General features: G+C 65.6%; 18 protein-coding genes. 9 read left to right on the top strand and 9 right to left on the bottom strand.

Annotated features, from left to right (window positions below; genetic code table 11):
• Window positions 1-95 precede the first annotated feature (95 nt).
• Window positions 96-1352, top strand: a complete 1257-nt coding sequence (locus C7446_RS11245; protein ID WP_121173324.1) for an NAD(P)/FAD-dependent oxidoreductase — start codon at window positions 96-98, stop codon at window positions 1350-1352.
• 71 nt (window positions 1353-1423) lie between these two features.
• Complete coding sequence (locus C7446_RS11240) at window positions 1424-2272, top strand: EamA family transporter (protein WP_121173201.1); 849 nt, start codon at window positions 1424-1426, stop codon at window positions 2270-2272.
• A gap of 12 nt (window positions 2273-2284) precedes the next feature.
• Here C7446_RS11240 and C7446_RS11235 read toward each other — a convergent pair whose 3' ends face one another.
• The 9 genes from C7446_RS11235 to gatC all read right to left on the bottom strand — a co-directional run bounded on the left by C7446_RS11235 (window position 2285) and on the right by gatC (window position 12626).
• Window positions 2285-3658: a glutamine synthetase family protein gene (locus C7446_RS11235; RefSeq protein WP_121173200.1), complete on the bottom strand. Its 1374-nt coding sequence runs from the start codon at window positions 3656-3658 to the stop codon at window positions 2285-2287.
• Window positions 3659-3822: 164 nt separating this feature from the next.
• The gene (locus C7446_RS11230) at window positions 3823-4959 is read right to left on the bottom strand and encodes a lycopene cyclase family protein (RefSeq protein ID WP_121173199.1); all 1137 of its coding nucleotides are present in this window, start codon (window positions 4957-4959) and stop codon (window positions 3823-3825) included.
• Window positions 4956-5882, bottom strand: a complete 927-nt coding sequence (locus C7446_RS11225) for a phytoene/squalene synthase family protein (protein WP_121173198.1) — start codon at window positions 5880-5882, stop codon at window positions 4956-4958. Before C7446_RS11225 ends, C7446_RS11230 begins: the two co-directional genes overlap by 4 nt.
• 23 nt (window positions 5883-5905) lie before the next feature.
• Window positions 5906-7366, bottom strand: coding sequence for a phytoene desaturase family protein (gene crtI, locus C7446_RS11220; RefSeq protein WP_170150066.1), 1461 nt, complete (start codon window positions 7364-7366; stop codon window positions 5906-5908).
• Complete coding sequence (locus C7446_RS11215; protein WP_147408754.1) at window positions 7366-8289, bottom strand: polyprenyl synthetase family protein; 924 nt, start codon at window positions 8287-8289, stop codon at window positions 7366-7368. The genes crtI and C7446_RS11215 overlap by 1 nt, the downstream gene beginning before the upstream one ends.
• Window positions 8290-8474: 185 nt before the next feature.
• Entirely contained in the window at window positions 8475-9083 is a 609-nt protein-coding gene (locus C7446_RS11210; RefSeq protein WP_121173196.1) for a cupin domain-containing protein, read from the bottom strand.
• 123 nt (window positions 9084-9206) lie between these two features.
• Window positions 9207-10661 (bottom strand): Asp-tRNA(Asn)/Glu-tRNA(Gln) amidotransferase subunit GatB, encoded by a 1455-nt coding sequence (gene gatB / locus C7446_RS11205; protein ID WP_121173195.1) that lies wholly within the window; start codon window positions 10659-10661, stop codon window positions 9207-9209.
• Between the two features lie 57 nt (window positions 10662-10718).
• Window positions 10719-12182, bottom strand: a complete 1464-nt coding sequence (gatA, locus tag C7446_RS11200; protein WP_121173194.1) for an Asp-tRNA(Asn)/Glu-tRNA(Gln) amidotransferase subunit GatA — start codon at window positions 12180-12182, stop codon at window positions 10719-10721.
• 156 nt (window positions 12183-12338) lie between these two features.
• Window positions 12339-12626: an Asp-tRNA(Asn)/Glu-tRNA(Gln) amidotransferase subunit GatC gene (gene gatC / locus C7446_RS11195; RefSeq protein ID WP_121173193.1), complete on the bottom strand. Its 288-nt coding sequence runs from the start codon at window positions 12624-12626 to the stop codon at window positions 12339-12341.
• A 215-nt stretch (window positions 12627-12841) separates the two neighbouring features.
• Here gatC and C7446_RS11190 point away from each other — a divergent pair, with 215 nt between their 5' ends.
• From C7446_RS11190 to tldD, 7 genes are all read left to right on the top strand, one after another.
• The gene (locus C7446_RS11190) at window positions 12842-13879 is read left to right on the top strand and encodes a rod shape-determining protein (RefSeq protein ID WP_121173192.1); all 1038 of its coding nucleotides are present in this window, start codon (window positions 12842-12844) and stop codon (window positions 13877-13879) included.
• 63 nt (window positions 13880-13942) lie between these two features.
• The gene (gene mreC, locus C7446_RS11185; protein ID WP_281272351.1) at window positions 13943-14863 is read left to right on the top strand and encodes a rod shape-determining protein MreC; all 921 of its coding nucleotides are present in this window, start codon (window positions 13943-13945) and stop codon (window positions 14861-14863) included.
• Window positions 14847-15326: a rod shape-determining protein MreD gene (gene mreD, locus C7446_RS11180; protein WP_121173191.1), complete on the top strand. Its 480-nt coding sequence runs from the start codon at window positions 14847-14849 to the stop codon at window positions 15324-15326. Before mreC ends, mreD begins: the two co-directional genes overlap by 17 nt.
• A gap of 34 nt (window positions 15327-15360) precedes the next feature.
• Window positions 15361-15951, top strand: a complete 591-nt coding sequence (locus C7446_RS11175) for a Maf family protein (protein ID WP_121173321.1) — start codon at window positions 15361-15363, stop codon at window positions 15949-15951.
• 52 nt (window positions 15952-16003) lie between these two features.
• Window positions 16004-17467, top strand: coding sequence for a ribonuclease G (gene rng, locus C7446_RS11170; protein ID WP_121173190.1), 1464 nt, complete (start codon window positions 16004-16006; stop codon window positions 17465-17467).
• A gap of 2 nt (window positions 17468-17469) precedes the next feature.
• Window positions 17470-21282: a YhdP family phospholipid transporter gene (locus C7446_RS11165; protein WP_121173189.1), complete on the top strand. Its 3813-nt coding sequence runs from the start codon at window positions 17470-17472 to the stop codon at window positions 21280-21282.
• Window positions 21279-22745: a metalloprotease TldD gene (tldD, locus tag C7446_RS11160; protein ID WP_121173188.1), complete on the top strand. Its 1467-nt coding sequence runs from the start codon at window positions 21279-21281 to the stop codon at window positions 22743-22745. Before C7446_RS11165 ends, tldD begins: the two co-directional genes overlap by 4 nt.
• Window positions 22746-22747: the final 2 nt, after the last annotated feature.

Raw genomic sequence — 22747 nt, 5'->3', positions numbered from 1 at the left:
GGCCCCATGATTCAGGATATCGGTAACCAGTGAGCAGCAACAGCAACTCCCAGGCAGCCCGGGGCGAGCATGCCGCCTCCTGGTATGTCGCCTCGATGAACGATCGCCGCGAGCGCGCACGCCTCGATGGTACGGTGAGCGCCGATGTCTGTGTGATCGGCGCCGGCTTTACCGGTATTTCCGCGGCGCTGCATCTGGCCGAGCAGGGTCATCGGGTGGTGGTGCTCGAGGCGGTGCGCATCGGGTTTGGCGCTTCGGGACGCAACGGCGGGCAGATCGTCAACAGCTACAGCCGCGACATGGATGTCATCGAGGCGCACTACGGCGCCGAGACCGCCCGGGCACTGGGAAACATGGCGTTCGAGGGCAATCGGATCATTCGCGAACGTGTCGCGCAGTACGCCATTGACTGCGATCTGAAGGATGGCAACCTGTTTGCCGCCTGCAATGAGCGTCAGTTCAGGGCGCTGCGTGAACATCAGCAGCTCTGGGCGCGCTACGGGCACGACCGGCTCGAGCTGCTGGGGCCGGACGAGTACCGTCGCGAGATCGGCTCGAACCGCTATCGGGGCGCGCTGCTCGATCACAGCGGCGGCCATCTGCATCCGCTCAATCTGGTGCAGGGGCAGGCGCGGGCGCTGGAGTCGCTGGGTGGGCGCATCTTCGAGCACTCGCCGATGAGCGAGCTGCTTCATGGTCAGCCGGCGGTGGTGCGCACGCCCGGAGGCGAAGTGCATGCCGAGCGGGTGGTGATCGCCGGCAATGCCTATCTCGGCCAGGGCCCGGGGCAGCACAGCGTGCCCGAGCTGCTGCAGCGCAGCATGCCCTGCAGTACCCAGATGATCGCCACCGAGCCGCTGGACGAGGCCCGGGCGCGGGCACTGCTGCCGACCGATCGCTGCGTCGAGGACTGCAACTATCTGCTCGACTACTACCGGCTCTCGCGCGAGCGACGACTGATCTACGGCGGCGGGGTCAGCTACGGCGGGCACGATCCGGCCAGCATCGAGGCCGTCATTCGCCCCAAACTGCTCGAAACCTTCCCCGAGCTGAGCGATGTGCGCATCGACCATGCCTGGAGCGGGGCCTTTCTGATGACCCTCAACCGGCTGCCCCAGTTCGGCCGGCTCAACGACAACGTCTACTACGCCCAGGGCTACTCCGGCCACGGTGTGACCTGCGCCCATCTTGCCGGGCGACTGATCGGCGAGGTGATTCGTGGCGAGAGCCAGCGCTTTGACGCCTTTGCCGGTATTCCTCATCTGCCGTTTCCCGGCGGGCGGCGCTTTGCGGTACCGCTGTCGGCGCTGGGCGCCTGGTACTATGCGCTGAGAGATCGGCTGGGCATCTAGTGGCGTCCGGGCAGGCTGGCATCATGACGGGGCCATGCTACTGTCATGAGTTCTTCTGAAACCGGGGGCTCATGACCACTTCGGTCTTTCTCGCCATTCTTGCCGCTGCCGCACTGCACGCCGGCTGGAATGCGCTGGTACGCGTCAACCTCGACCGCCTGCTGGCCATCACCCTGATCCAGATCGGCTCGGGAGGACTGGCGCTCCTCGGTCTCGCTTTCGTGCCGGTACCGGTGAGGGCGGCCTGGCCGTGGCTTGCACTCTCGGCCGTCATGCACATCGGCTATAACGTCTATCTGGCACGGGCCTACCGCATCGGCGAGCTGGGGCAGGTCTACCCCGTTGCGCGCGGTGCGGCGCCGCTGCTGGTGACGCTGGTGAGCGTGATGTGGCTCGGCGATCCGCTGGCGCCGGCCGAGGTGAGTGGCGTACTGGTACTGGTGGGCGGTATCGTCACCATGGCATTCGTGGGCGGCCGCCGCGGGGCCGCGCCCATCGATCGCCGAACGATCGGGTGTGCCCTGATGACCGCCTGTTTCATTGCCGCCTATACCCTGAGTGATGGTGCCGGTGCGCGCATCAATGGTCATGCCCCGGGCTATGCGCTGTGGCTGTTTGCCGTCAACGGGCTGGTCATGGGCGGCATGCTGTGGCGGCTGCGCGGTCGGCGTGCGCTGGCGGCACTGAGCGGCTACTGGCGAGTCGGCCTGGGCGGTGGGGCAATGTCATTGCTGGCCTATGGCATTGTCATCTGGGCCATGAGTCGGGCGCCGATGGCGCTGGTGGCGGCACTGCGCGAGTCGAGCATACTGTTTGCGCTGCTGATCGCCACGCTGTGGCTGAAGGAGCCGCTCGGTCGAGGACGAGTGCTGGCCGCCGGCATGATGCTTGCCGGCATGGTGGTGATGCGGCTGAGCTGAGGGGCACGGCGCTCAGACCGTGCGCAGGTACCAGTCATATTCCAGCGCGCTGACGGCCTGGCGTGCCTGGGCGCGTTCCGCTTCGCGGTTGGCCAGATAGACGTGGTGAAACCGTTCGCCCAGCGCCTCGCGCAGTACCGTGCTGGCGGCCCAGGCATCGAGTGCCTTGCCCCATGAATCGGGCAGGCCGGGGGCCACGCTGGTGTAGGCGTTGCCCTCGATGGGGTCGGGCGGCGTCAGTTCATGGCGAATGCCGTGTTCGATGGCAGCCAGCAGAGTCGCCATCAGCAGGTAGACATTGACGTCGGCCCCGGCGACACGATGCTCGAGCCGCTTGGCGGCGGGAGGGCCGGCGGGCACGCGCAGTGCCACCGAACGGTTGTCGTACCCCCAGGTCGGTGCCATGGGGACGTAGAGCGCCGGCTGGAAGCGCCGGTAGGAGTTCAGGTTGGGCGCCAGGATGGCCATCGACTCCGGCATCAGTTCGAGCATGCCGGCCGCGGCCTGATGCAGCAGTCGGCTGCCCAGCGGGGCATCGCCATCTGCCATCAGATTGTTGCCGGCGCTGTCGATCAGGCTGATGTGCACATGGGTACCGCTACCGGCTTCCCCGCCCCATGGCTTGGCCATGAAGGTCGCCTCGAAGCCGTGGCTGATCGCCACGCCCTTGATCAGTCGCTTGAGCATGACGGCATCGTCACAGGCGCGCAGGGCATCATCACCATGCAGCAGGTTGATCTCGAACTGGCCCGGCGCGCACTCCTTGAGTGCGGTATCCAGCGGCAGCGACTGCTCCCGCGCCGCGCTTGCGATATCGTCGAGGAAGGCCTGATACTCGTCGAGTTCGGAGATCGAGTAGACCTGACTCTGGCGAGCGCGCTCGCCGGTCAGCGGTGAGCAGGGCGGCAGCGGCAGGCCGTGCTCGTCGCGCTGCAGATCGACCAGATAGAACTCCAGCTCCAGTGCCGTGACCGGACGCATGTCACGGGACAAGAAGCGCGCCAGCACGCGGCTCAGGACCTGACGCGGATCGGCCTCGAAGGGGGAGCCGTCGGTATCGAGCATGGTCATCAGCAGCTGGCCGGTGGGCGTGCGCTGCCAGGGAGCCAGGGTGAGCGTGCCGGGTACCGGCACACAGCGGCGATCGCCGTCGCCGCTCTCCAGGCCCAGCCCGGTCTCCTCGATGGTATTGCCGGAGATGTCCAGCGCGAACAGCGAGGCCGGCAGATGAATGCCCTCCTGCCAGGCCTTCTGCAGGTTGTCCCGGGGGATGCGCTTGCCGCGGATCACCCCGTTGAGATCGCTGATCAGCAGATCGATATGCGCCACCTCGGGGTGGGCCGCGAGAAAGCGGGCCGCTTCGTCATCGGGCAGGTCATGGGCCATGGGAGTCGAGTCCTGTCACGCATCCATGGCTTCCGGGCGGATACGCCATGCTGATGTGGATGAAAGCGGGGATCAGGCGCTGCGACATCCTGGCCTGTCCGGGACGGCCCGAGGGGTCGCCGATGGCATCCATTCAAGAGCAATCGTCGGGGATTGGCAAGCGGCTATCCCCGCAGCGCCGCCTGCAGGAACGGGCCCGGTGGCAGGCTGCGCATGATGTTCAGGGTATCGCGCCAGCGCGGAGCCCCGGCCAGAAAGCGTACCACGCTGGCAGCCGGGGCCCGCGCAAACAGCTGACGATAGAACTCGGGAGCCTTGCCGGGGTGATGCTCGATGGCCCTCATGTAGATCCGGTCGAGACGCTCGAGCCACGGCTGGCGTCGGGGCGCACGGGGAGGATCACCCTTCAGCAGCGCCTCGCTGCACTCATCGGCCCAGCGCTGGATGGCGTGAAAGGCGTAACCGGTTGCCGCCCGCATCGAACCGGCATAGGCGCCGGCCACCACGCGTGCGCCATGGGAGACGGCCGTGGGCGGCGCCATCGGCAGGGAGCCCATCTCCTCGCGCACAATGCGATAGCCTCCGGGGAACTGCGCCTCGAGATGGGCGATCAGCGACGCCCTCAGCGCATGGGGATCGGAGGCCGGCCGGCCGAAGCGGGTCCACTCGAACAGTGCACGCCCCGGTGCATGGGGCAGCCGATAGATGAAATCCAGCTGCTCCGGCGTGGCGACCCGGAAGTCCATCAGATCCGGTGGTTGCGTGGCGTCGATGCCCCCGGCTTCGATCTCCAGTCCGGCAAAGTCCTGCCACGCCCAGGGCGTGCCCAGTCGCTCGGGGCGGGGCAGGGTATCCACCACATGACGTGCCTGCAGCTGCTGTCCGTCGGCAAGTCGGACCTGCACGCCATCGGCGTGATCCTCGATGGCCACCACGCGGTGACCGCGCCAGAGGGCAATGTCGGGATGGGCCTCGATGGCGGACAGCGTCCGTTCGTGAAACGCGGCCGAATTCAGCATTTCGTAGGGCCAGGGGCTGCCGGTGACATGCTGGCTGCCCTGCGCCGTATGGATCCACCAGCTCTCCCAGCGGGCCGTGACCAGATCGCTGAACGGATGCGGGGTCAGCGCCCAGCCGCACCAGGTACGGTCATCGCTGTGTTCATGGCGCGGTTCGATGATGATGGTGCGGGGAGGCGCAGGACTGCAAGCCAGCCGGTAGGCAAGGCTCAGCCCGGCGCAGCCTCCGCCGAGAATCAGCAGTGGAACCCGAGGATTGCTGTCAGGGTGAGGGCCATTCATGGCATCTCGCGGACCCCGGCATCGGCGCCGGGACGATGGGCAATGTGACGATGCAGTTCGGGATCGTGACGCGCCCGCCCGGGGGCGCGAATATCCCCCTGACCGCCGAGGGTGCGGGTAGCCAGCCAGAGCTTGCCGCCCAGGGGGACATGGACCCGTCCCTGATGCCAAGCATGGCCCGAGCGGGCAAGGCGCCGGCCGATGCCGCGATAGACCTCGGCGGCCACCCGGATGGCGCGGCGGTTGCGGCGGGGAATATAGTTGAAGCCATCGGCGGCGCTGCAGTAATAGGCTTCCGACAGGTGCAGCAGTCGCTCGACCGCGGCTGCCACTGCGGCATGATCCTCCTGCCGGGTTGCCGCCAGCCGGGTGGCACTGCGCTGCTCGAGCCACTCGCCGGGCAGGTAGCGTCGCCCCTGACCGGCATCCTCGAGCACGTCGCGGGCGATATTGGTCATCTGCATCGCCATCCCCAGATCGATGGCATGGGCGCTGGCTTCCGGGCGGGCGCCGATCACCGCACACATCATGACGCCCACCGTACCGGCCACCCCATAGCAGTAGTCGAGCAGTTCGGCTTCGGTGGCCACCGTGGCGGGCCGGTCGACATCCCGGATCAGGGCATCGATGAGCGCGGTGGCGGCCTCGAGGTCGACGCCGCGGCGTGTCGACAGATCGAGCAGGTTGAGACTCAGCGGATCATGGCCGCGACGGGCCTGAATCTCGCGGCGGATGGTCATCAGACGATCACGGGCACGCTCGTTCTGTTGCGGGTCGGGCAGTTCCTGATCGGCGAGATCGTCGAGCTCGCGACAGGCCATGTAGAGTCGCGCTGCATCATCGGTATCGTGACGCTCCATGAAGCGGCTGGCGAACCAGAAGGACTTGCCGTGTTGTGCCAGGGTCTGTCGGGCCGGGTCCATGAACCTTCCTGTCAGTATGGGTCTCAGACAGACGGTAGCAGATGTTCGAGTACGCGGGCGCTGGATAGCACTCCCGGCACACCGGCGCCCGGATGGGTGCCGGCGCCGACCAGCAGCAGGTTGTCGAGCGCCTCGCTGCGGTTGTGAAAGCGAAACCAGGCCGACTGCCGGAAGATTGGCGCAATCGAGAAGCCCGTTCCGAAGCGGGACAGGTAGCGCTCGCTGAAATCCTCGGGGGTCATGTGAAAGCGGGTCACCAGCGATTCCCGCAGCCCCGGCAGGGTGGTGCGATCCAGCGCATCGATGATGCTGTCCGCCAGCCGCTCGGCCTCCGTGTGCCAGTCGACGTTGCCCTGCAGGTTGGGGACCGGCGCCAGGATATAGAAGGAGTCGCCCCCCGGGGGTGCAAAGGAAGGATCGGTGGCCGTCGGTCGATGAACATAGAGCGAAAAGTCCGCGGCCAGACGGTGATGTTCGAAGATATCTGCCAGCAGCTCCCGAAAGCGCGGCCCCATCCAGATGGTGTGATGCTCGGCATCGGGAAACTGCCGATCGGTGCCCAGATAGAGGACGAACAGCCCCATCGAGTAACGCGCATGCTCGAGCTTGAAACGCAGCGACGCCGGCACGGTGTCCACCATGCTGGTGTAGAGATGGGCGGCATCGGCATTGCTGATGACCAGATCCGCCGGCAGCCGCTCACCGCCGGCCAGTGCCACGCCGTTGGCGCGACGCCCCTGTGACAGGATGCGCTCGACCGTGGTGTCGGTGGCGATGGTGATCCCTTCCTCGCGCATCAGCCGCTCCATGGCGGCCACCAGCGCCCCGGTGCCGCCCACCGGGAAGTGCACGCCCCAGCGGCGCTCCAGCCAGGGGATCAGGGCATAGATGCTGGTGGTATGAAACGGATTGCCGCCGACCAGCAGCGGCGGGATGGAGAAGGCCTGGCGCAGTGACGGATCCTCGATGTGGGCACTGACCATCCCCCACACCGAACGGTAGCTTTTCAGCCGCAGCAGTGCCGGCACCTGCGCTGCCATGGTGGAGAAGCGATGAAAGGGGCGATCGGCCAGCTGTTCGAAGCCGATCTCGAAGATTTCCCGTGAGCTCTCCAGAAGCCGCTGATAACCCTCGACATCACGCGCATTGAAGGCGCGGATATTGTCCAGGGTGGCCGCCATGTCGGCGCCATAGCTGAAGCGTCGGCCGTCCTGGAAATAGAACTGATACCAGGTGTCGAGGGCGATCAGTTCGACGTAGTCCGACAGGCGCTTTCCGAACAGTTCGAACAGCTCCTCGAACAGGAAGGGCGCGGTGATCACGGTGGGCCCGGCATCGAAGCGAAAGCCGCGATCCTCGAACACCTGGGCGCGCCCACCGAGCTGGGCGCAGCGTTCGATGAGCGTGACCTCGTGACCGCGACGGCGTGCCCGCAGTGCGGCCGCCATGCCGCCGAAACCGCCGCCGATGACAATGGTACGCATTATCCCGATGCTCCGGTCAGGCCGTGGATGCGCGTGCGCAGCAGGTCGCATTCGTCAGTCAGGGCAGTGCCGCTGGCGGCCGGCAGCCGCCCGGCGAGTCGCTGACTGCGTGCCAGCAGCAGGTCGGAGTAGCTTCTGGCGCGTGGCAGCGGCTCGGAGGAGATACGCTCCAGCGCTCTGAGCATGTTGCCTGCCCCGTATTCGGGATCCAGCGCCATGTCCGCGTCATAGTCCTCGATATCGTCGGCCAGCTGAAAGATGGTGGCGAAGGCGCCGGTGGCATGGCGCGCGTTCATGCGGGCCTCATGATGACCGGTCAGCACCAGCGGGGCCTCCAGCGCCAGCCCGAACAGCGGTCCGGACTTGCCGCGCGCCGCCTCGGCGTAGCGGCGAAACCGGTCGCTGGCATGCAGCCGGGGCGAGAGGCTGGAGAGCTGGCCGTGAATGGTGGCACGCACGTGCTCGTGGACCAGCGTGATCAGCGGTGGCAGCCGGGATGCGAACGTGTCCAGTCCGGCAATCAGGCCGAAGGCCGCCGAGATGAACAGATCGCCCAGACAGATGGCCACGCCCTCATTCCACTGATGCCAGACACTGGCCTGGCCGCGTCGTCGAGTGTCCCGGTCGAGGACATCATCATGGATCAGCGAGGCGTTGTGCAGCAGTTCACTGATCGAGGCCACCGTGATCGCATGATGGGACTCGATACCCAGTGCGCTCGCGGTGTGATAACCCAGCCGGGCACGCAGATAGCCACCGGGGGAGCGAAAGTGATGATCGATGGCTGCCTGTAGTGCATCGCTGCCGGCCTCGACCATGACGGCATTCTGCATGGTGTGGCGGATGACTTCGGGAAGGTCGGTGACCGGGGAGCCGGCCGGACATTCGACAGCCGGATCGGTCAGCGTGGATGGACCGGTCATGAATCTCTCCTGAATGAGCCACCGCGCCCCCGTCTGCTCGGGCGACGAACGGGGATGCGGTGCGGAATGCTGCCAGCCGGTGGCCGTCTCGATCGGCAGGAAGGTTCCGCTGCTGTCGCCATGCGGCACTGCTGTATTGTCAGAGAGTGTAACGCCTGTGCTGCGGGATGCGAGTCTGCAGCTGCTCAATCTGAATTCAGTTCAGCTTCGGGGGGTGTCTCCTCATGCACTTCCGAGCGATGCATGTCGGGCTGTGCGGGGGTGCAGCAGCTGATCAGGCGACAGGCGGTGCGGCCCGTATTGCGAAAACGGTGCGGAATGTTGGTATCGAAATACCAGGTATCCATGGGGCCGAGATGCCGGGTACGTCCGCCCACGGTGACCTCGATCTCGCCTTCGAGTACCAGCCCGGTCTCTTCACCGCGATGAGCGGCGACCTCGCGGCCGGTATCGGCGCCGGGAGGGTAGGTCTCGATCAGAAAGGAGAGGGCCCGTGCGGGCCGGTCAGCGCCTACCAGACGATACAGGATGTCGCCGCTGTAGCGCGTGGGCAGCTCGGCATACTGGTAGAACACCTGATCCGCCCGCTCGATATCCATGGTGAAGAAGTCGCCGATGCTGATCGGAATGACATCCAAGATCTTCTTCAGCGAGCTGACCGAGGGACTGACCCGGCCCTGCTCGATCTGCGAAAGACTCGAATGGGTAACCCCGCTGAGCCTTGCCAGCTCGCGCTGGGAGATGTTGCGCAGTTCACGCAGGGCACGCAGGCGTACGCCGACGTCATCGGACATGGCAGGCCTTCCTGTTCATGGTATCGACTCTCCGAAAACCGGGGTTGCCGGGGCGGGGCTCCCCGAAAGAAACAGCCACGGGCTGCAGATGGTGACTCACGCACCGGCCCGTGGCCCGTCGTGTTACAGCAGGGCGTCGAGCTTCTCCCTGAGCATGGTGTTGACCTGCTGGGGGTTGGCGGTGCCCTTCGAAAGCTTCATGACCTGACCGACAAAATAACCGATCATCTTGCCACGCTTGTCCTCCGGTGCTTCGCGGTACTGGGTGACCTGTACCGGACTGTTGGCGATGACCTCGTCGATCATCGTTTCGATGGCGCCGCTGTCGGTGACCTGCCTGAGGCCGTGGGCCTCGATCAGCTCGTCGGCGCTTTCGCCCCGGCGCTCCCACAGATCGGCAAAGACCTGCTTGGCGCCCTTGCCATTGATGGTGCTGTCTTCCAGGCGTACCAGCAGCTCACCGAGCTGGGTAGCGCTGACCGGTGACTCCTCGACGGTCAGACTGTCATGGTTGAGACGCCCCATCAGTTCGCTCTGCACCCAGTTGGCGGCCAGCTTGGCGTTGCCGCAGATGGCGTGAACCTGCTCGAAATACTCGGCCAGCGGTCGGGTGGCAATCAGAACGCCGGCATCATAGGCCGAAAGTCCCAGCTCGCTGGTAAAGCGATGGCGCTTTTCCGAGGGCAGCTCCGGCAGCAGGGTGCGCTGGTGGTCGATATAGGCGCTGTCCAGCATCAGCGGCAGCAGATCGGGGCAGGGGAAGTAACGGTAGTCGTTGGCCTCCTCCTTGAGTCGCATGCTGCGGGTCTCGCCGTGATCCGGATCGAACAGCCTGGTTTCCTGCACGATCCGACCGCCATCCTCGAGAATCTCGCTCTGGCGCTCGATCTCGAAGGCGATCGCCTGCTCGACAAAGCGGAACGAGTTGACGTTCTTGATCTCGGCCCGGGTGCCCAGTTGCTCGCTGCCGGCCGGGCGCAGCGAGACGTTGACGTCACAGCGCATCGAACCTTCGGCCATGTTGCCATCCGAGATGCCCAGATAGGTGACGATGGCGTGCAGCGCCTTCAGATAGGCGGAAGCCTCGGCCGCACTGCGCATGTCCGGTTCGGAAACGATCTCCAGCAGCGGCGTGCCGGCGCGGTTGAGGTCGATCCCGGTCATGCCGTGATAGTCCTCGTGCAGCGACTTGCCGGCATCCTCCTCGAGATGGGCATGATGGATGCGTACCAGCCTGGCATCACCCTCGCCATGGGTGATCTCGACCTCGCCACGGCCGATGATCGGCTGGGCCATCTGGCTGGTCTGATACCCCTTGGGCAGGTCGGGATAGAAGTAGTTCTTGCGCTCGAACACGGAGTATTCCGGGATTTCGGCATTGATGGCGAGGCCGAAGCGCACGGCCATGGCCACCGCGTTCTCGTTGAGCACCGGCAGCACGCCGGGCATGCCCAGATCGACCGCGCACGCCTGGGAGTTGGGTTCGGCACCGAAGGCGGTCGAGGCCCCGGAGAAGATTTTCGACTGGGTCGCGAGCTGAACGTGAACCTCCAGCCCGATCACGGCTTCCCACTGCATTTGTATTACTCCTGATTACGACGATCCGGCTGAAAGGGGGCGGTACTCATCGGTGCTTCATGCCGGCTCGGAGCCGTCGATGTCGGGACGACGCTGATGCCAGTCGGTGGCCTGCTGGAAGGCGTGGGCGACATTGAGCAGATGCGACTCGGCAAAGTGCGGCGCGAGAATCTGCAGTCCGACCGGCCGCTGGCCGACAAAGCCGGCCGGCACGCTGATGCCGGGAATGCCGGCCAGGTTGATGGCGATGGTATAGATGTCCTGCAGATACATCTGCAGCGGATCGGCCGTCTCGCCCAGCGGGAAGGCCGGCGTCGGGGCAGCCGGCCCCATCAGGACGTCCACCTGGCGGAAAGCGTCGAGGAAGTCCTGCCGGATCAGTCGACGCACCTGCTGCGCCTTGCGGTAGTAGGCATCGAAGAACCCTTCCGAAAGGGTATGGGTGCCGATCAGGATGCGACGCTTGACCTCTTCCCCGAAGCCTTCGGCGCGCGAACGCTTGTAGAGGTCCTCGAGTGTATCGGGGTTGTCGCAGCGATGGCCGAAGCGTACCCCGTCATAGCGCGACAGGTTGGAGGAGGCTTCGGCCGGGGCGATGACATAGTAGGTCGGAATGGCCAGCTCGGTATGCGGCAGGCTGACATCGATCACGCTGGCACCGAGCGACTCGTAGACGCGAATGGCGTCGCGAATGGCGCTGTCCACGCCGCCATCCAGCCCTTCACCGAAATATTCCCGCGGCAGCCCGATACGCAGTCCGTCGAGCGGCTTGTCGAGCTCGCTGGTGTAATCCGGCACGCTGCGCGAGACACTGGTGGAATCACGGGCGTCATGGCCGGCCATCACGTTGAGCAGCCAGGCGCAGTCCTCGGCCGTGCGCGCCAGTGGTCCACCCTGGTCGAGACTGGAGGCGTAGGCCACCATGCCGTAGCGCGAGACCCGCCCATAGGTCGGCTTGAGTCCGGTAATGCCGCAGAAGGCGGCCGGCTGGCGGATCGAGCCGCCCGTGTCGGTACCCAGCGCTGCCGGTACCAGGCCGGCGGCCACCGCGGCGGCCGAGCCGCCGGAGGAGCCGCCGGGGACCAGTGACTGATCCCAGGGATTGCGTACCGGGCCGTAGTAGCTGTTCTCGTTGGATGAGCCCATGGCGAACTCGTCCATGTTGGTCTTGCCGAGGCTGACCGTGCCGGCCAGGCGCAGCTTGTCGACCACGGTGGCGTTGTACGGCGCAACGAAGTTGTCGAGCATGCGGGAACCGCAGCTGGTACGCACGCCTTCGGTACAGAAGATGTCCTTGTAGGCCAGGGGGATGCCGGTCAGCATGCCGGCCTGGCCCCGGGCACGGGCCTCGTCGGCTTCCCCGGCATCATGCAGGGCCTGCTCGCCGGTCACGGTGATGAAGCTGTTCAGCGTCGGGTCGAGCCGTTCGATGCGTTCGAGCAGGGCCGTGGTGATGTCGCGGCTGGTCCACTGGCCCCCGGCCAGACCGCGTGCCAGCTCGGCAAGTGTCTTGTCATGCATGAAGTGTGACTGCTCCCTGTAAATGGCTGTCGGGTCCGCAACGGCCCGGAAATGCCTGCAATAAGGCCTGCGCTCGACAATACGGCGCTGAAACGGCTTGAAAGGTGCTCATGTATTCCGCGGCAGGCGGCGTTTCGGCTGTTGCCGTCTCACTGCCTATTCCACGACGCGCGGTACCAGATAGAGCCCGTCTTCCACGGCCGGGGCACAGGCCTGCAGGGCGTCGCGGCGGTTCGGTTCGATCGCCTCATCGGCCCGCAGCGGCTGGGTGGTATCCAGCGGATGTGACAGGGGGGTGACGCCTTCGGTATCGACCTCCTGCAGGCGGTCCACCATTTCCAGGATGCGCGACAGATCGCTGACATAGCGTTCGGCCTCGCGCTCATCCAGCCCCAGCATGGCCAGATGAGCCGCACGCCGGACATCCTCATGTTCGATTGCCATGAATAGGTTCCTCTGCTTCGGCAAGCGCTGCGACGGGAAGCACCCGCGACGCCTGCCACGAATGAACGGATTGGGAGTGGCAGGACGCTGCCGGAAAAGGCAAACGGTACCATATGGCAAAGGCGCATGGCAGCGGGCTTGCTTGCCGCGCCATGGGCACGATGATACCGTTTGCATCCGCACAGGGTTCCGGTCTGCTCCAGGTAACGACTTTCATGTTCAAACGTTTGAGAGGCCTGTTTTCGAGTGATCTATCGATCGACCTCGGAACGGCCAATACGCTGATTTATGTGCGCGGTCGCGGTATCGTGCTCGATGAGCCATCGGTAGTGGCCATCCGCCAGTCCGGCAGCATGCGCAGCGTGGCCGCAGTAGGCCATGATGCCAAGCGCATGCTGGGGCGTACTCCGGGCAACATTACTGCCATTCGTCCGATGAAGGACGGGGTGATCGCCGATTTCACCGTCACCGAGCAGATGCTGCAGTACTTCATCCGCAAGGTGCATCAGAGTACCTTCCTGACGCCGAGCCCCCGGGTACTGGTCTGCGTGCCGTGCATGTCCACCCAGGTGGAGCGTCGCGCGATCAAGGAGTCCGCCGAAGGGGCCGGGGCACGCGAGGTGTTCCTGATCGAGGAGCCGATGGCGGCGGGTATCGGTGCCGGTCTGCCGGTCGAGGAAGCCCAGGGCTCGATGGTAGTGGACATCGGTGGCGGCACCACCGAGATCGCCATCATTTCGCTCTCCGGCGTGGTGTACTCGGAATCGATCCGCGTTGGCGGCGATCGCTTTGATGAGGCGATCACGGCCTATGTTCGGCGTCACTACGGCAGCCTGATCGGCGAGGCCACCGCCGAGCGCATCAAGCACGAGATCGGCTGTGCCTGGCCGGGTGGCGAACTGCGCGAGATCGATGTACGCGGGCGCAATCTGGCCGAGGGTGTGCCGCGTGGCTTTACCATGAACTCCAACGAGATTCTCGATGCGCTGCAGGAGCCGCTGTCGTCGATCGTGGCGATGGTCAAGAGCGCGCTGGAACAGTCACCTCCCGAGCTGGCATCCGACATTGCCGATCGGGGGCTGGTGGTGACCGGTGGCGGTGCGCTGCTGCGCGACATCGACAAGCTGCTGGCCGAGGAAACCGGTCTGCCGGTGGTGGTCGCCGAGGATCCGCTGACCTGTGTGGCACGGGGTGGCGGCAAGGCGCTTGAAATGATTGATCAGCATACCTTCGAACTGCTGTCGACCGACTGAGTTCGGCGGTGACCGACCGGTACCGCCGGCGGTCGGCCCGCGGGAGTATGGCCTATCAAACCCTTGTTTTCGCACGGCCCCGCGCCGGGCTATCGGATGCTGCTGTGCGCCATTCTGGCGCTGACGCTGCTGTATGCCGATCACCGCTTCGACTGGATGGACAGTGTGCGGGGGCGAGCGGCCACGATGACCACCCCCATTCAGTGGATGGTCAGCCTGCCATCGCGGGGCCTCAGCCGGCTTTCCCGCATTGTCTCGAGCCAGAGTGAGCTGATCGAGGAGAACCGGCGACTGCATCAGCAGCTGCTGACACTGTCGCAGCGGGTGCAGCGCATGGCCAGCCTGTCGGCCGAGAATGCGCGACTGCGCCAGCTGTTGCATGCGACCCCACGCCAGGATATCCCCTGGATGACCACCGAGCTGATGACGCTCGACAATGATCCCTTCCTGCACCAGATGGTGGTCGATCGCGGCCGGGTCAACGGCGCCTACATCGGTCAGCCGGTGGTTGATGCCTCGGGGCTGGTCGGGCAGGTGACTTCGGTGTCGCGTTATACCAGCCGGGTGCTGCTGATCACCGATGCCAGCCATGCCGTACCGGTGCAGATCAATCGCAACGGCCTGCGCTTCATTGCTCAGGGTGCCGGGCAGTCGAACAGCCTGAGCGTGATGAACGTGCCCAACAATACCGATATCCACGAAGACGATCTGCTGGTGACCTCGGGCATGGCGGGCCGTTTTCCCGAAGGCTACCCGGTAGCCCGGGTCAGCCGGGTCAGGCGCAATCCCGGTGGCCCGTTTGCACATGTCGAAGCCGAGCCCATCGCGCGGCTTGATCGCTCCCGCCAGTTCCTGATGCTGTTTGCGCGCTCAAGCGAGCATCACCAGGATGAGCAGCTCGAGCCGGCGGCGGTCAGTATTGCGCTGCAGGTCGTACAGCAGGGGCGTGATACCACGGGAGGCAGCAATGGCAGTTCGCCCTGAATCGCTGGCCGTGATCTGGAGTTCACTGATCCTGGCACTGCTGCTGCAGGTCATGCCGCTGCCCGAACAGTGGCTGCTGTGGCGCCCCGACTGGCTGGGCATGATGCTGGCCTTCTGGTGTATCGTGGCGCCCCAGCGGGTGGGGGTCTTCCACGGCTTCATCTTCGGGTTGCTGCTGGATCTGCTGGAGGGCTCGCCGCTGGGGCAGAATGCGCTGCTGATGTCGTTGCTGACCTGGCTTTGCCTGCTGCTCTACGCTCGGCTGCGGGTCTATTCGTTGTGGCAGCAGGCCGCGCTGATTACCATCGTGCTGGGACTGATCCAGCTGCTCGATCAGTGGCTGCGGGTGGCCTTCGATGTCTCGAGCCTGCATCTGGAGTTCGTCTATGCGGCCGTGATCGGCGGGGTGCTCTGGCCCTGGTTCTTTACGCTGATGCAGCACGTACGCCGCCGTTTCCGCTGAGGTCGCCATGTCATTCGAGCCGGAAGCAGACACCATGACCAGTCCATTGATCCTGGCGTCGGCATCGCCGCGCCGGCGCATGCTGCTGGAGACGATCGGTGTCTGCTGTGAAGCGAGGCCGGCCGCCATCGATGAAACGCCCCGCCCCGGGGAAATGCCGCCGGAGTATGTGCAGCGCATGGCACTGGAAAAGGCGCGGGCCGGAGCAGCGGCCAATCCGCACGCGGTGGTACTGGGGGCGGATACCGCGTTGTCGCTGGAGGGCGCCATCCTTGGCAAGCCCGGCAGTGATGACAACGCCCGCCGAATGCTCGAGGCGCTGTCGGGCAGGGCGCACGAGGTACTGTCGGCTGTTACGGTCGTGGGGCCGGCCGGTGAGCTGAGCGAGTGCGTGATCAGTGAAGTGACCCTGGCGCCGCTCGGCCGTGATCGCATCGAGGCCTATCTGGCTACCGGCGAGGGTCAGGACAAGGCCGGTGGCTATGCCATTCAGGGGCTGGCCGGTGCCTTCATCCAGCGGCTTGTCGGCAGCTATTCGGCCGTGGTGGGGCTGCCGCTCCGTGAAACCGCCGAGCTGCTGATTCGTCAGGGGATCGCGATCTGGCAGCACCCCCGCTCGCCCTGATGTCTGCCGGCGCGGCTTGCGCCGGTGAAACGCTTTGATCAAGGAAACCTGCATGAGCGGTGAAATCCTCATCAACATGACGCCGATGGAGACCCGGGTTGCGGTGATCGAGAGCGGTGTGGTGCAGGAAGCCTGGATCGAGCGGCAGCGGCGTCGCGGCATCGTCAGCAACATCTATCTCGGTATCGTGGCACGGGTCCTGCCCGGCATGCAGGCTGCGTTCGTGGATATCGGACTCGAGCGCACGGCCTTCATCCACGCCCAGGAGATCATGCCGCCGGGGACCCAGCACAGCGAGATCGTGCCCATCAGTGAGCTGCTTCGCGAAGGCCAGGCGCTGGTGGTGCAGGTCGTCAAGGATCCGATCGGTACCAAGGGGGCGCGACTGACCACGCAGCTGTCGATACCCTCGCGCTATCTGGTCTATATGCCTGGTGCTTCGCATACCGGGGTGTCGCAGCGCATCGAGGGGGATGCGGAGCGTGAGCGGCTGCGGGGGCTGGTCGAACGCTGCCGGGAACAGCATGCCAGCAACATGGCCGGTGGTTATATCATTCGTACGGCTGCCGAGGGTGCCGAGGGTGAGGCGCTGGTCAGCGACATGCAGTTTCTGCTGCGACTCTGGCAGCGCATCGAGCAGCGTCGCCGCGAGCAGGCCGCGCCGGCGCTGTTCTACGAGGATCTCTGCCTGGCATCCCGTACCCTGCGCGATACGGTCCGGGATGACATCGAGCGCATCCGCATCGATTCGCGGGAGAACTTCGAGCGCCTGCTGCAGTTCGCCCGGGATTTCATGCCCCGGGTGGCGCCCCGCATCGAGCTCTACGCCGGCGAGCGGCCGATCTTCGATCTGTTCTCGGTCGAGGACGAGCTGTCGAAATCGCTTGGTCGTCGCACCCCGCTGAAGTCGGGCGGTTATCTGGTGATCGACCAGACCGAGGCGATGACCACCATCGATGTCAATACCGGTGCCTTCGTCGGTCATCGCAACTTCGAAGAGACCATCTTCAAGACCAATCTCGAGGCCGCCACGGCCATCGCCCGGCAGCTGCGGCTGCGCAATCTGGGCGGCATCATCATCATCGATTTCATCGACATGCTGGATCCCGAGCACCAGCGTCAGGTGCTGCGCGTGCTGGAGAAGGCGCTGGAGCGCGATCCTGCGCGCAACAAGCTCAGCGGGGTGACCGAACTGGGGCTGGTCCAGCTGACCCGCAAGCGGACCCGTGAAAGCCTCGAACATGTGCTCTGCGAACCCTGTCCGGTATGCGAAGGAAGGGGCTCGCTGAAGACTCCGGAAACGGTATGTTATGAAATCTTTCGCGAAATCATACGCGAAGAGCGGGCCTACGCTCCCGATTCCTATCTGGTCACGGCTTCCCGGCAGGTGGTGGATCGACTGCTGGATGAGGAATCCACGGCGGTCGCGGATCTGGAAGCCTTCATCGGCAAGCCCATCCGTTTCCGGGTGGAACATCACTACTCCCAGGAGCAGTACGATATCGTACTGATGTAATCATGGTGCTGCTGCGAACGATTGCGCGCTGGAGCCTGATGCTGCTCGCCGCCCTCCTGACGCTGCTCGCGGCAACGGTGGTGGCCTTGCGAATGGGTGCGCTCGATCAGCCGGACCTGCAGCGCCATCTGCTGGAGGCGCTGGGGCTGCCCGATCGGCTGATGGTGCACTACGACGATCTCGATATCACCCTCGAGGGGCTGGACGTCATTGTCAGCCTGGAGGGGGCACATGTCGGCGATCGTCAGCGCAGTGGCCGGACACTACTTGGTGTCACCCATCTGCAGGCCCGGCTGGATACGCTGGCCTCACTGCGGCACTGGCAGCCGGTGACCACCGACGTCGTGATTCGCGAGCCGGTCGTCGAGCTCTATCGTCTGCCGGAAGGCGGCTGGGGCTGGTGGTCCGGTCGCCGTGATACCGACACGACCGGCGGGGTCACGCCGGCGCACCTGACCGGTTGGGTCGAGCAGCTGATCGGGCAGCGGGGGGCGCTCCATGGCGGTCGCCTGACCTTCCACGACGGGCAGCGTCAGCAGACCCTGATGGTGCCGCGCCTGGCGATCACCCATTCAGCTCAGGGAGCGCATCTGCAGGGCAGCGCCCATCTGCAGGATCGTGAGCAGACGGCGCTGCGCGTGGTGGGGGAGTTCGACAATCGCCACGCCCTGACGGGAAGGCTGCAGCTGACCGTCGATGCCGGTGAATCGGGCACGCTGGGGCGCTGGCTGCTGGCGGGGCTTGAAGATACGCGCTGGCATCTCGACCGGGCATCGGGCCGGCTGCGACTCTGGGCCGGCTGGCAGCAGGGGAGCCTTGAGCAGAGCCGCTTCGACCTGGCGCTGGCAGATCTCGAGTTCGGGCGCGGTGAACATGCCTTCCGGCTGGCGAGTCTGGCCGGGCGGGGGTTGCTCGAGCGTGATGGTGAGCACTGGCGTGGCTGGATCAATCAGCTCAAGGCCCGGCCGGCCGGAAGTGATGCCTCGCTGCTGCCGCCACGCCTGTCGCTTTCCGCTGCCGGACAATGGGACGAGTGGCACTTCAATATTGCCGGTTTCGAGCTGGCTCCCCTGGATGGACTGCTGCCGCTGCTGCCACTGGAGGGTGAAACGCGTCGCAGCGTCGAGCATCTCGATCCGACCGGGCGGATCAATGGTGTGGCAGTGGATTTCGATGGTCAGTGGCACTTCCGGGCCGGGCTGGTCGGTGTCACGACCCGGGGACGCAACGAGGTGCCGGGACTGGGACCGGTCGACGGCTGGCTGAGCGGCACCCCGCGCCAGGGCTCGCTGAGACTCTCGGGCAGTGATACCACCTTTGAACTGCCGGGCGTCTTCCCCACGCGCTGGCAGCTTGCGAAGCTGCACACCCGACTGACATGGCAGGGGGATGCCGACGGCTATACGCTGCGCGGTCGGGATCTGCAGGTAGAGCGTGACGGTGCCACGGCCCGGGGCAGCTTTGCCTTCCTGCTGCCCCGGGATGCGCCCGAACGGTTCAATCTTGATCTCGAACTGCGTGATGTGCAGGGCGATCGGCCGCGCGATTGGTTGCCGCTCAATGCACTTGATCCCGAGGCCCGTCAGTGGCTGTCGCAGCACCTGCATCGCGCCGATGTGCCCCGGGCCAGCGTCGCCCTGCGGCTGGTATTCAACGGTGATCAGGCGCCGGATCGGGATCGGGATCGGGTTCGGGTGTCGCTGGAGGCGCGGCGCGCCAGCGTCGATTACCTCGAGGACTGGCCGGCGCTGACCGGGGTGGACGGGCATATCGACATCCGCGGCGAGACCATCGATGCCAGGATTGACCATGCCAACCTCAACGGTCTGGTGTCGCGCGGGGCCCGGGTACATCTCGGCGACAACCGGCTGACGGCCTCGGCTGCAGTCCACGGCGATGCCGGCGCCATGCTGGATGTGCTCAAGGCGGCACCCCTGGATGCTTCGCTGGCGGATACCATTGCCAGCTGGCGTGCCCATGGCCCACTGACCGGCATGCTGAATGTCGAAGTGCCGCTGGAGGACTCCGATGCGGCCCGGGTCGATGGCAATATCCGGATCGATCGCGCAGGCATCTACTTTCGCCAATCGGATCTGACCGTGACCGATGTCAGTGGCCGGCTGGCCTATCGGTATCGCAACGAGCAGAGCGATGTCACCGGGGATCTGACGGCCCGCGTGTTTGACAGTGTCTCGAAGGTCCATGTTGACCTGGCGCGCAACCGCATTACCGCCCGTGGTCATGCGATGGCCGCCGGCGTCGCCGGCTGGCTGGGCATCGAGACGGTGATTCCGCTGCTCAGCGGTGGCGTGGATTACAGCGCCAGTCTGGATCTCGAGGCCGGGGGCCCGATCGTGCACGTCAACACCGACCTGGCGGGGCTGTCGCTGCGCCTGCCGCCACCCTTCCAGAAGGCCCCGGATCGCGAGACGCCCCTGTCGCTGGAGGTCAATCTCGGCCAGGGCAGTGGTAAGCTCCAGGTGGCGGATCGTGTCAGGGCCCGCTGGCGTCACGACAGCCGTCAGGGGCAGGTATGGCTGCAGCACTGGCCCTCGCGCTTCGGTGACTGGCCCACGGCGCAGCACTGGGAGGTCTACTGGCAGGCCGAGCGCATCGACATGCAGGCCTGGCAGACCGCCATCGCCAGACTCAGCGGCCAGAGCAGCAAGGGACCAAGCATGCGTACCCGGGCTCCTGCCCAGAAGGTGGCGCCCATCGAGCACATTGTCATTCGCACCGACTGCCTGTCGCTGGGCGTGCAGTGCATCGGTTCGCTGGGGGCGACCGCGAATGCCCGGGGCAATGACTGGCATGCCGAGATGGCAGGTTCCTTCCTGAAAGGCAGCGCCGACTGGCGTGACCGCCCCGATCTGCCGCTTCGGGTACGGCTCTCGCGACTGGATATCGCTCCCTTTCTGCGCATGGGCGAGCGCAGCCGGGATGACGAGAGCGAGGGAGGTGGCGCGAGCGGCGAAGCCACCGATTACGCTCCCGGGCTGAAGAGCCTGCCGCCCGGCAGGATCACCATCGACCGGCTATTGCGCGATGAGATGTCGCTGGGGAACCTGTCGGCCCGCTGGCAGGCAAGCGATGAACGGCTCGAACTCTCCTCGATCGTCTATCGGTTGCCGGATGCCACGATTACCGGTCGGCTCGACTGGGAAGCTTCGGGCAGTGATCGCAGCCTGACCCGGGCGCGGCTTGACCTCGATGCCGGGGATCTGGGCAAAACCCTGAAATCATTCTCGCTGCCGGATGCCATTCGTACCGAGAGCGGCCGGGGAGAGGCGAAGCTCGCCTGGCCGGGAGCGCCCTGGCAGTTCGCGCTCGACGCCGTGACCGGGCGGTTTGATGTCGAACTGGGCAATGGCCGGATCACGGCCATCAACTCCGATCTGGCCCGGGTGGTCAGTCTGCTCAATCTCGATAATCTCTTCGAGCGCCTGCGCCTGAATTTCAGCGACGTGACGCATTCGGGCATTTCCTTCCGCTCGCTCGAGGGGGCCGCCACGCTCCACGATGGCCGACTGCAGACCCTGAAGCCGATCCGGGTGGCCGGCTCGGCCACCCGTTTCACGCTGGCAGGTCAGGTGGATCTGCTGGCGCAGACGCTTGATGGTCAGCTCGGGGTGACCGTACCGGTCACGCAGAACCTGCCGCTGGCCGCGGTGGCCATTGGCGCGCCGCAGGTTGGCGGCGTACTCTGGCTGTTCCATCAGCTGTTCGAACCGTGGCTCAGTCGGGTGTCACGCATCTACTATCACGTGTGGGGCCCCTGGGCCTCACCGCAGATCAAACTGGAAGACGCGCAATGACGGATACTCCCCAAGCGGCCCATGCGGATCAGCTCCAGCAGGCTGCGTCGATTCTGCTGACTCCGGGCGGGCTTGATACCGAGGCACTCGATCGGGGGCTGGAGCATGCCATGGGGCCCGGCATCGATTTCGCCGATCTGTTCTTCCAGCGGACCTGGCGTGAGCTCTGGTCGCTGGAGGACGGCGAGGTGCGCGATGCCGGTTACTATATCGACGGGGGCGTTGGCGTGCGCTCCCAGCATGGCGACCAGAGCGGCTTTGCCTACTCCAGTCAGATTACCGCCGAGGCGCTGGCCGAGACCGGCCGCATCGCGCGCGGTATCGTGCGCAGCGGGGAACGGCAGCGGATCGTCCGGGCGCAGAGCCACGAGCATGCCCTGCGTTACGGCCGGGCTGATCCCCTCGCCTCGCTGGAGGCCGGCGAGAAGGTGGCCATGCTTCAGCGTGCCGATCGGATTGCGCGAGCGGCGGATCCGGCCGTGAGCCAGGTCAGCGTGTCGCTGGCCGGAACGCATGATGTAGTGCTGATACGGGCCAGCGATGGCACGCTGGCAGCGGACATCCGCCCGCTGGTGCGGTTCAATGTCTCGGTGATCGCGGTGCGTGGCGGTCGGCGCGAGCGTGGCAGTGCCGGGGGAGGCGGGCGTTTCTCGATGCGTGAGCTGCGCGATCGCAACGTGGCTGAAGCGTATGCCCGTGACGCGGTACGCCAGGCGCTGGTCAACCTCGAGGCAGTCGAGGCCCCGGCCGGCCAGCTGCCCGTGGTGCTGGGCAACGGCTGGCCCGGGGTACTGCTTCACGAAGCCGTGGGCCATGGTCTGGAAGGCGACTTCAATCGACGCGGCAGCTCGGCCTTTGCCGGCCGGCTCGGTGAGCAGGTGGCAGCACGGGGGGTCACGGTGGTGGATGATGCCACGCCGCAGGAAGGGCGCGGCTCGCTGTCGATCGATGACGAGGGCACTCCGGGTGCCTGTACCCCGCTGATCGAGGATGGCCGGCTGACCGGTTACATGCAGGACAAGCTCAACGCACGCCTGATGGGCATGCAGTCGACCGGCAATGCCCGGCGCGAGTCCTATGCCCATCTGCCCATGCCGCGCATGACCAATACCTACATGCTGCCCGGTGAGCGTCATCCCGACGAGATCATTGCCAGCGTCGATCGGGGGCTTTATGCGGTCAGCTTCGGTGGCGGTCAGGTGGATATCACCTCGGGGCGCTTCGTCTTCTCGGCCAGCGAGGCCTATCTGATCGAGAACGGGCGGATTACCACTCCGGTCCGGGGCGCGACCCTGATCGGCAATGGCCCCGAGGCGATGAGTCAGGTCTCGATGATCGGCAACGACATGGCGCTCGATACCGGCATCGGGGTCTGCGGCAAGGAGGGACAGGCGGTCCCGGTGGGGGTGGGGCAGCCGACCCTCAAGCTCGATGAGATCACGGTGGGGGGCACCGCGGAGTAGCA

Source organism: Kushneria sinocarnis (assembly GCF_003633775.1).
Taxonomy (GTDB): Bacteria; Pseudomonadota; Gammaproteobacteria; order Pseudomonadales; family Halomonadaceae; genus Kushneria; species Kushneria sinocarnis.
The sequence above is the reverse complement of the archived record's forward strand: the minus strand, read 5'-3'. Positions and strand labels throughout refer to the sequence as shown.